Source organism: Novosphingobium jiangmenense (assembly GCF_015694345.1).
In the GTDB taxonomy this organism is placed as follows: Bacteria; Pseudomonadota; Alphaproteobacteria; order Sphingomonadales; family Sphingomonadaceae; genus Novosphingobium; species Novosphingobium jiangmenense.
The window spans coordinates 198,871-208,467 of record NZ_JADQDC010000007.1; the positions used below are offsets into that span (position 1 = coordinate 198,871).

Below are 9,597 nucleotides of genomic sequence, written 5' to 3' on the forward strand. Positions count from 1 at the left end.
CGCCGGGGGTGTTTCAGAACTTCGCGCGCACCGTCAAACGGGCGTTGATCGGCTCGCCGGTGGTGATGTTGTTGTCGGTGTGCGCCGAGGGGAAGTAGTCGGTGTCGGTCAGGTTCTCGACGTTGAGCTGGATCGAGAAGCGCTCCGATACATCGTAGAACACCGCCGCATCGACGCGGGTGAACGCAGGCAGGGTCACCGCATTGCTGATCGTGGTGAAGCTCTTCGACTGGTGCGTGACGCCCAGGCCAAGCCCGAGCTTGTTCGTCACGTCATAACGCGTCCACGCCGAGGCCTGATGGCGCGGCAGCTGCGCCAGCTTGCGCCCCGCCGGGGCAGAGGTCGTTGCCGAACGCACCTCACCATCCTGCAGCGTATAACCCAGACTCACCTGCAGCTGCGGCAGCACGCGGCCTGCCAGCGAAAGCTCCAAGCCCTTCGCCCGCGTCTTGCCCGAAAGCTCGGGGAAGCCGGTGACGGGGTTGTTGAAGCGCGAGTTCTCGCGGTCCAGCTGATAGACCGCCGCCGTGAAGGCAAGGTTCGGGTTCACGTCCCACTTCACGCCTGCCTCAAGGTTCTCGAACTGCTCGGGCGCCAGCGTCGCCTGCGTGGCGTCGAGCGCGCCGAACTGGTCACCAGACTGCGGCAGGAAGGTGCGGGTGAAGCTGCCATAGAAGCTGACGTTCTCCTGCGGCTTGAGGATCACGCCGAAGCGCGGTGACCACTTGCGGTCGGTACGGCTGTTCGTCGTCACCGGCGGGATGCGGTTGTCGGCGCTGATCTTGAACTCGTCAAAGCGCACGCCTGCCACCACCTGCAGGAACGAGGCGAGCTCGATCTGGTCCTGGAAGTAGGCCGACCAGGTGTCGACCCGGCTGAAGGTCGAGCGGCTGGGCGCGGCAAAAGTCACTGCCGGGATCGTCAGCCGCTTGGCCAGCGTCACCGTAGTGGAACCGGCAAACACCGGATCCGAACGCAGGCTCGAGGTGTCCTGGCTCGAAACCTCCAGCCCCGCCAGCACGGTATGGCCGATGCCGCCGGTCCTGCCTTCCCACACCAGGTTGGTCTGCCCCACCCAGCTTTCGCGCACGTTGGCGCTGGAATAGCCCGAGAGCGTCAACTGGTTGGCGGCGTTGACCGCGCTGCCGGCAAAGACGTTGCCATAATACTTGTCGGTGTGGCTGTACTGGCCGAGTACGTTGAAGCTGAGGCCATCGGCCAGCTCGTGATCGAGCCGGGCCTGCGCGATATGCGCCTGTACCGTTGCGATATTTGTGTCGGTGCGGCCGAAGAACGTATCGTCATACCCCGTCAGCGGCTTGCCACCCCGCGATGGCACGCCACGGTCGGTGGTGCGGCGATCGTCGTCATAGTTGTAGGACAGCTCGATGCGGGTCTTCTCGCCCGGCTCGAACGCGACCGTCGGGTTCACGCCGATGAAGCGGCCCTCGAAGTCCTGGCGGTGGTTGTCGAATTCCTCGTAAGTGCCGTTGAAGCGGGCACCGACGGTCTCGCCGAACGGCTGGTTCCAGTCTGCGGCAAGGGCGAAGGCGCCGAAGCTGTCGACATTGGCGCTGGCCTCGCCCTTCTCGCGGGTCAGGTCGGGCGTCTTGCTGACGCGGTTGATCACGCCGCCGCCGCCGCCACGGCCGAACAGCAGCGCATTGGCGCCCTTCAACACCTCCACGCGCTCGATGTTGTAGAGCGAGCGGTAGTACTGCGTGTCGTCGCGCAGGCCATCAAGGTAGAAGTCGGCAGTGGTGTTCTGGCCGCGCAGGTTCACCTGATCGCGGTGGCCCTCGCCTTGGCCGAGCACGACACCGGGGACGTAGCGCAGCGCATCGCCCAGCTGGGTGATACCCTGATCGTCCAGCTGCTCGCGCGTCAGCACGGTGATGGTCTGCGGCACATTGACCAGCGGGGTCGGCGTCTTCACCGCGTTGGCATCGACCGGGCGATAGCCGTCGGCGGTACCGGTCACGACGATGACGGTATTCCCGCTCTCGGCATCCAGTGCGGCATCAGCGGGCACCAGATCCTCCGCAAAGGCAGCGGTCGGCATCAGCATGGTTCCGGCGAGCAGCAGGCTGGAAAGACGGTTCACGGTAGTCCCCTTGGCAATCACTGTTTGCGATAATCATTCGCAAGAAGGCGAGTATTGCGACTCAATCGCAGTTGCAAGGAGTTTTTTGAGAATTTTTCGCAATAACATTGACCTGCGTCAAAACGCGGCCGTTGCAGGCCTGCAGCGTCAGGCTATGAAGCAGTACCGCAAACCGCAGGAGGCACCGATGAAGGCAACGATCTGGCACAACCCCAACTGCGGCACCTCGCGCAACACGCTGGCGATGCTTGAAGAAGCAGGCGCCGACGTGACCGTGATCGAATACCTCAAGAACCCGCCCAGCGCCGAAAAGCTCGCCCAGCTCTACCGCGACGCCGGCCTCACCCCGCAACAAGGCCTGCGCCTGCGCGGCACCGACGCCGAAGAACGCGGCTTGCCCTCAGCCGACGATGCCACCGCCCTCGCCGCGATGGCCGCCGAGCCAAAGCTGATCGAACGCCCTTTGGTCGAAACGGACAAGGGCGTCCGCCTGTGCCGTCCGAAGGAAAAGGTGCTGGAGATTCTCTGACGCTTACATGGCGTTGAACTGCGCCTCGATCGTCGGCCAGAGTGAGCCTGGCGCATCGCGCGGCACCGCGTCATCGGCGTAGTACCACCAGAAGTAGCCGCCCACAAAGCGGGACCCGACCAGCCGCGCGAGATCGCCGTGCATGCCCATGTAGCGGTTCGCTACGCGCTGTTTCTCGGCAAGGTCAGGATTCGGCACGCCATCAGCAGAGCGTTGCGCCCCGATTTCGCCCAGCAGCAGTCTGGCGTTGGGGAACAGCGGCGCGACCGTGTTCATCGTAGCCGCAATCGCTGCCGCATCGGGCTGCTGGCGTGGCGAGCACGCGGTCTCGTAAAGGCTCAAGGCAAGGTAGTCGGTGCCAAGCCTGATCTCTTCGGGGATGGTGCGTGCATAGCTGACCGTGGCTTCCCAGCTATTGGCGTAGCAGTCCGGTCCAGACCAGTAATTGAGCGTGATCATCGCCTTGGCATGGTGCTGGCGCACGATCACGTCATAGGCCGCAGCAAGCTTGGCATTGATCTCCGCCGGGCCCGTACCGACCCATTCGCCGTTGAGTTCGTTGCCGATTTCCCAGAGGTCGATATCGCTGCCAAACGCGGCCCAGTAGTCGCTGGCGCGCTGGCGCACCTCGGCCACGGTGGTTGTGGCCACGGCATCGGAATCGATCAGTTCGCCGACGATAAAGGCCCGCGGGCGCAATCGGGTTACGAAGGCGCGGTAGGTCGAGGGAGGCACGCCCTGCTGGAACACCAGCCGCACTGTGGGCGCACGGGCGTGTGCGGAGATTGCGGTGAAGCTTGCCTCGGGATCGGCGAGGGTCTCGATCGTCAACCCGCGCAGGGGCTCTGCCACCGGCCGCCCGGAAGCGGTCGAAAGGTCGGCGTGCGCGGTGGCAGTCGGCGAAGGGCTGGGAGTTGGCGTGGGCGTTGCAGTCGGTGAAGGCGTGGGCGAGGGCACGACGACGGGCGGGCCGCTGGCGTCCCCGCCGCCACATCCGGCAAGACCGGCGATCAGCGCTGCACTGGCAAGGAACCGCAAACACACCATCGCCAGCATGCTCCAGCGGATCGCCGGGAGCGGCAAGCAGGGATGCTGTCAGTTTGGCAGGATCAGAAAAACAGGAACGGCTTGCCCGCCATGATCAGCGCGGCGGCGCAGCCGAGCACGATCGCCTTGCGCGCCAGTTCAATCGCCGAGACGTCGGCGAGGGGCGCATGTATGAGGGCGATGGTGCGGGCCATGCGGCAGCAATGCGCCCTCATCTCTTAACTTTGCGTAAAGGGCGCAAACTCTCACCTTCGTCATTGCGAGGAGGCAAAGCCGACGAAGCAATCCAGAGTTGGCGCGGAATCGCTCTGGATTGCCGCGCTCCCTGCGGTCGCTCGCAATGACGAACAATTAGAGGACTAACCCTCAAGCCACTCCAGCAGCGACGCCAGGCAGTCGCGCGCCAGCAGCTTCGAGCGTTCCGGGCTCCAGCCCTGCTCCTTGCAGGGCAGGTCGTCGTTGTCCTTGAACGGCATTTCCAGCGTCATCGCCACGCAGCCGAAGCGGTGGGCGACCTGGTTGGTCGACATCGTCAGGTTCGCGCGACCAGGCGCGGCAATCGGATAGCCACGTCGCGTCTGGAAATCGGGCGTGCGACGTTCGAGGATGCGGCGATAGCGCTCGTAAGATGCGCCAAGTTCGTCGGTCCACGAAGGAATGCCCTCGAACCCGGCCAGAAACACGTGCGGGATCGCCTCGTCGCCATGAACGTCCATGGCGAAGTCTACGCCGCTCTCGTCCATGGCATTGCGGATCGCGAGCACTTCGGGCGAACGCTCCGGCGTCGGTTCATGCCATTCCCGGTTGAGGTTCACGCCCACGGCATTGGTGCGCAGGTGCCCCCGGCACGACCCGTCCGGATTGGCATTGGGCACCACGTGGAAGCGGCACAGCTGGCGCAGCTTGCGGCAATGCGGGTCGGCCGGGTCGGTCAGCAGCTCGAGCGCGCCTTCCATCCACCATTCGGCCATCGATTCGCCGGGATGCTGGCGGGCATAGAGCCACACCTGTTTCGGACCGGCACCGATCTCGAGGCAGTCGATCGGCTGGCCCTCGATGCTGGTGCCGAGGTTGCGGTGTGTCACGCCCGGCAGCGCCGCCGTCTGCGCCACCAGATCGTGATGCCGCTCCATCGAATACGGTGCGAAATAGGCGAACCAGCAGGTGCCGGCCTCCGGCGTGTGGCGAATGGTCAACGTGCCGCCGTCCTCGCCCGGATCATAGGTGGTCTCGGTGCGGCCCCAATACTCGCGATCTTCCGAAAACGCCGCGCGATACCCCGGCCAGCCGCCCGGATAGGCAGACTTGCCAAGACCGGTGATCTTCAGCTCCAGCTCCCGACCCGCCGCACCATCTACGCGGAAGTGGAACCACTGGAAGAACTCTGAGTCGCGGTCCTTGCGGATCGCCAGCCGTGCGCTCGCCCCGGAAACCGAGAGAACTTCGATGTTGCCGGAATCGAACGCGGCATTGATGCGGATGTCTGTCATTTAACAGTGATAGTATCACCCGACGTGCCAGGGAAGCCCGAGAACAGGGCATGCGCAAGACGCGGCGCAGCCATGGCCGGATCGGCTTCCTTGGCCTTGGCATTCTCGCGATTTTCGGCGCGGCCTTCCCACAGTGCCTCGCCGGTCTTGCGGTCGCGGATGCGCACGGCAAGGCGCGTCACCACGAATTCCTTCGGCCCGCCGCCCAGGTTGAAGCCAAGGCCTACCCCAAGGCCACCGCCGTAGCTTCCGGTCGATCCGCCCACGCCGACGCTGACCGGCCCGCGCGTCTTCTCGCGCTTCTGCACCTCCCGGTCGACGCGCACTTCGGCCACCACATCCGCCGCGCCCGGCGTCGCGCTACCAAAGCCGCTGGCGAAGAGTTCTTTCTGCACGGCGGCCAGCCACACCTGATTTTCAAGGCTCGACTGGTCAGCACCGGGCGCTGCTTCCACGATCACCGCCGCACCTTTCAGCCGAGGCAGGGTCTGCGCGGTATGGAACCGCGTCACATCGATCGGCGCCGGCTTGGCAAGGACCGGCGTGGCAACCAGGGCAGTCAGGGCAAAAGTGGCGGCAAGGCGGTTCATTGTTCGGCGTCCCATTGTCATGCAGGTGTGGTGCAACGCCGCGCTGCCTGCCGCAATGCCAATTGGCACAGCTTTGGTGCTCAACTCGCCGGAACCACCTGCGCATCGGCAAACTTTGCGAAGAGCGCCGAGGCCAGCCGCGCCGCCACCGCGCCGTTGTTCAGCCCGTCGTCGTCCTCGCGCGTCTGCGCTTCGGCATGGCCTTCCCACAACACGCGATTGCTCGCCTTGTCGCGGATGCGCACGTCGAGCCGGGTGGCGATGATCGCCTTCTTGGCCTTGGTCAGATCGATGTTCAGCGCCATCGCGGTATAGTTGCCGCGATTGGAAACGCCCACTTCCATCGCGCCCGAAACCGGCTTGCGCTTGGCCTCCTCGGGCACGACCTGCTCATGCCGAATGCCGATCTGCGCGATCTGCCCGCCGTCCGCACCGCTCACCGCCGTATCGTAACCGAGCTTGGCCAGCTGATCGACGACCGCTGCCTCATAGACCGGCAGCTTCCATTCGGCCTCCGCGCCATCGGCCGCAGCCACGGTGATCGGGCCCTTGCCCAGCAGCGGCGCGGCATCGGCGGCCTGAAACGCCTCGACCTCGACCCGCTTGGCCGGTTCGATCGAGCGCCTGCCGTCAGTTCCGCGCAGGCGCTGGTCCATCGGCCCGTCCCACCGCCCGCCCATCGGCTGCGCCACAGCCGTTCCGGCAAACATGAAAGTCGCGACGGCAGACAGAAGCAGTTTGCGGTTCATTCGTATTTATCCCGTAAGGGGCTGATGCGGACCCGCCCGAGCGTGTAAAGCGCACGCGCTGTCGCAGTCATGAACGCGCTTGCGGGCCAGACCCTGCGCGCAAAGGAGCAGAATGCCAATGTCGAAGCCCCCCGTTCTCGTCACCGGCGGCGCAGGCTACATCGGCAGCCATGCGGTGCTGGCGCTGAAGGACGCCGGTTATCCGGTCGCAGTGATCGACAACCTCGTCACCGGCTTCCGCTTTGCCGTGCCCGATGGCGTTCCCTTCTATCAGGGCGATATCGAGGACGCCGAACTGCTCGCGCGCATCTTTGCCGAACAGGGCACCCGCGCCGTCATGCATTTCGCCGGTTCCGTGGTCGTGCCCGAATCGGTCTCCGATCCGCTCAAGTACTACCACAACAACACTGCCAAGAGCCGCGCGCTGATCGCCGCCGCGGTCGAAGCCGGTGTGCCGCACTTCATCTTCTCCTCCACCGCCGCAACTTACGGCACGCCCGAAGTCTCGCCTGTTACCGAGGACGCGCCACAGCGGCCGATCAATCCCTACGGCATGTCGAAGCTGATGACCGAGGCGATGCTGGCCGACGTCGCCGCCGCCCACCCGCTCAACTACTGCGCCCTGCGCTACTTCAACGTCGCCGGCGCCGACCCACAGGGCCGCACCGGCCAGTCCACCGCCGGGGCCACTCACCTGATCAAGGTCGCGGTCGAGGCAGCGCTGGGCAAGCGCGCCTCGGTCGGCGTCTTCGGCACCGATTTCGATACGCCCGACGGCACCGGCGTGCGCGATTACATCCACGTCTCCGATCTCGCCGCCGCCCACGTCCTCGCGCTCGAGGCGCTGATCGCTGCCCCGTCCGAATCGCTCACGATGAACTGCGGCTACGGGCGGGGCTTCTCTGTCCTCGAAGTGCTCGACGCGGTCGATCGCGTCACCAACCGCAAGATCGTGCGCGAATTGCAGGGCCGTCGCCCCGGCGATCCCGCCTCGCTGATCTCCGACAACAGCCGCATCAAGGCCACGCTGCCGTGGGTCCCGCAGTACGCCGATCTCGACACGATCGTGACCCACGCCCTCGCCTGGGAACGCAAGCTCGGCGAGATCCGCGGTCAATAGGCGCCGGTCCTCCCGTAGAGCCGACGCCATTCCTCCTGCCGGATGAACGAGCCATCCGGCTGGCGCAGCAATTCGCACTGCCGCGCGGTCGTCGCACCGATTCGCGCCCAGTTGTCCATGCGGTCCGTGCCGAAGTTCAGGCACAGGAACACCGCGCGCTCGTCCAGCGCGCCCACGGCAGTCGAATGCAGGAACGACGGCCCGAACACGAGGCCCTTGCCCCGCCGGTACGCCAGATCGCGCCGCTCGCCCATGACGGTGTCGTAGGTCATGCCCAGATCGCCGCCGTTGGCGGTCAGCGGGGCCATCAGGGTGAAGGCCTCGTTGCTCTCCAGCGTCCAGTCATAGTGCATGTCGAGCGCATCGCAGCGGCTGCGCGTCACGAAGAACCCGGCGTAGAGACGGACCTCGCGGTCATGCGGCACGAACGGCGCCACCAGTTCCGCCAGGCCCAGCCGCGCATAGAGGCCATCGAACCAGGCGAACGATTCCTCGTCGGCATGGCTCAGCCAGCAGATGTCGCTGCGCCAGTGCCGCGGCCGATCGTTGCTGAGCTTCACGCCACTGGACAGGACATAGCGGCCGCCCAGCTCTTCCATCGCCCGCGTTTCCGGAGCCAGCGCTTCCAGCTCCGCGAGCACGTCTGGCGCAATGCCCGTCTCGAACACGTTCAGCGCGAGCAGCGCCGGGTTGAGGAAGAACGGCTCACCCGGCTTATGGATGACGCCCTGCGGCTGGATCAACATGCTGGCCTGCCCATACCCGTTGCAGGCCCGATCCGCCTGATCCAGCGGTGTTTGCATAGGGAAACCGCCTTTGCAAGAAAGCGCGCTGGCGGGCCGAATTGCCTTGCGCAGGGTTGACTTGGGTGTCTGCCCCCACTAACGGCCACGCTTCAGTTTTCAGCCCGGTCAGCTTCGGGCAAAGGGATTCGACATGAAGATTCGCAACAGCCTGAAGTCGCTCAAGGACCGCCACCGGGACAACCGCGTGATCCGCCGCCGTGGCCGCGTCTACGTGATCAACAAGACCCAGAAGCGCTTCAAGGCGCGCCAGGGCTGATCTCACAAGTTTCGGTGCAGTCTCGCGACGGCGGGGCTGCACCGGAAACCGACCGGCTCCTTGCCGAGCCACGCTGCCCCCGCCGAAACGCGGGGGCGCAGTCGTTTATGGGCCACCTGCGGTGAGGCTGCGATGGGCGTAGAGGCAGTAGTCTGGGACATCGGCCGCGTGCTGGTGCAGTTCGATCTCACCGGCATCTATGCTCACGCGATTCCCGATTCGGCAGAGCGCGCCCGATTCGTCTCCGAAGTCGTCACCGAAGACTGGCACGCCCAGCATGACGAAGGCGTATCGTTCGCCGAAATGGTTGCCACGCGCACCGCGCAGTTCCCGCAACATGCCGATCTGATTGCGCTCTATGCCAACAACTGGCTCGCCAGCCTGCCCGGCCCGGTGCCCGGCACGCACGCCCTGATCGTGCGCCTCGCCGCGAGGAGCGTGCCGCAATACGCGATTACCAATTTCGGCATCGATTCGTGGGCGCTGTTCCGCCCGACCTTCCCGATTCTCGATCACATGCAGGACATCGTGATCTCGGCGGTCGAGCGCCTGATCAAGCCAGACCCGGCGATCTTCCATCTCGCTGCCCGCCGCTTCGACCGCGCGCCCGAGACTATGCTGTTCATCGACGACAACGCCGCCAACATCGCCACCGCCAAGGCGCTGGGCTGGCACGTCCACCACTTCGTGGGCGATCCGGACGTGCTCGAAGCGCGGCTGGTGGCGCTGGGCCTGCTTTAGTCGAAATTTCGCTCCCCTAGAAACAACGTCATCCCGGACTTGACCCGGGTGTGGATTCACATCCGAAGTGCAACGGGTTGAATGTTTCGGCTGGAGTTTTGAAGCCGAGGCATTTTCTGGGCGTGTTGTTGTAGTTGGCGAGGATGGCATCGAGTTGCTGTTGGG

At 65.1% G+C, this 9,597-nt stretch carries 11 protein-coding genes and 1 pseudogene; 4 read left to right on the plus strand and 8 right to left on the minus strand.

The genetic code is table 11. The features are described 5' to 3' along the window. Positions 1–13 precede the first annotated feature (13 nt). Positions 14–2,104: a TonB-dependent receptor gene (locus tag I2488_RS12185; protein ID WP_343071060.1), complete on the minus strand. Its 2,091-nt coding sequence runs from the start codon at positions 2,102–2,104 to the stop codon at positions 14–16. Positions 2,105–2,291: 187 nt separating this feature from the next. Between I2488_RS12185 and arsC the strand changes: the two genes are divergently transcribed. After that, positions 2,292–2,633, plus strand: coding sequence for an arsenate reductase (glutaredoxin) (arsC, locus tag I2488_RS12190; protein WP_196276077.1), 342 nt, complete (start codon positions 2,292–2,294; stop codon positions 2,631–2,633). Positions 2,634–2,636: 3 nt separating this feature from the next. Here the strand turns inward: arsC and I2488_RS12195 are convergent, their stop codons facing one another. The 5 genes from I2488_RS12195 to I2488_RS12210 all read right to left on the minus strand — a co-directional run bounded on the left by I2488_RS12195 (position 2,637) and on the right by I2488_RS12210 (position 6,509). After that, positions 2,637–3,680 (minus strand): Tat pathway signal sequence, encoded by a 1,044-nt coding sequence (locus I2488_RS12195; protein WP_196276101.1) that lies wholly within the window; start codon positions 3,678–3,680, stop codon positions 2,637–2,639. 62 nt (positions 3,681–3,742) lie between these two features. Continuing rightward, on the minus strand, positions 3,743–3,874 hold the full coding sequence (locus tag I2488_RS19720; RefSeq protein ID WP_281390062.1) for a hypothetical protein: 132 nt from the start codon (positions 3,872–3,874) through the stop codon (positions 3,743–3,745). 165 nt (positions 3,875–4,039) lie between these two features. Continuing rightward, positions 4,040–5,170: a M14 family metallopeptidase gene (locus I2488_RS12200; protein ID WP_196276078.1), complete on the minus strand. Its 1,131-nt coding sequence runs from the start codon at positions 5,168–5,170 to the stop codon at positions 4,040–4,042. Continuing rightward, complete coding sequence (locus I2488_RS12205; RefSeq protein WP_196276079.1) at positions 5,167–5,760, minus strand: DUF4136 domain-containing protein; 594 nt, start codon at positions 5,758–5,760, stop codon at positions 5,167–5,169. Before I2488_RS12205 ends, I2488_RS12200 begins: the two co-directional genes overlap by 4 nt. Before the next feature lie 80 nt (positions 5,761–5,840). Next, on the minus strand, positions 5,841–6,509 hold the full coding sequence (locus tag I2488_RS12210) for a DUF4136 domain-containing protein (RefSeq protein ID WP_196276080.1): 669 nt from the start codon (positions 6,507–6,509) through the stop codon (positions 5,841–5,843). 118 nt (positions 6,510–6,627) lie between these two features. On the opposite strand from I2488_RS12210, the gene galE reads away from it, so the two are divergent. Beyond that, entirely contained in the window at positions 6,628–7,629 is a 1,002-nt protein-coding gene (gene galE, locus I2488_RS12215) for a UDP-glucose 4-epimerase GalE (RefSeq protein WP_196276081.1), read from the plus strand. Here the strand turns inward: galE and I2488_RS12220 are convergent. Beyond that, positions 7,623–8,432, minus strand: a complete 810-nt coding sequence (locus I2488_RS12220) for a hypothetical protein (RefSeq protein ID WP_196276082.1) — start codon at positions 8,430–8,432, stop codon at positions 7,623–7,625. The genes galE and I2488_RS12220 overlap by 7 nt on opposite strands. A 133-nt stretch (positions 8,433–8,565) precedes the next feature. Between I2488_RS12220 and ykgO the strand changes: the two genes are divergently transcribed. Together ykgO and I2488_RS12230 are read left to right on the plus strand one after the other, a co-directional pair. Beyond that, entirely contained in the window at positions 8,566–8,691 is a 126-nt protein-coding gene (gene ykgO / locus I2488_RS12225) for a type B 50S ribosomal protein L36 (RefSeq protein ID WP_011446910.1), read from the plus strand. 132 nt (positions 8,692–8,823) lie between these two features. Next, entirely contained in the window at positions 8,824–9,432 is a 609-nt protein-coding gene (locus tag I2488_RS12230) for an HAD-IA family hydrolase (protein WP_196276083.1), read from the plus strand. A gap of 28 nt (positions 9,433–9,460) precedes the next feature. Here the strand turns inward: I2488_RS12230 and I2488_RS19890 are convergent. Continuing rightward, positions 9,461–9,597 (minus strand): annotated as a pseudogene (locus I2488_RS19890) (IS30 family transposase); the annotation flags it as partial.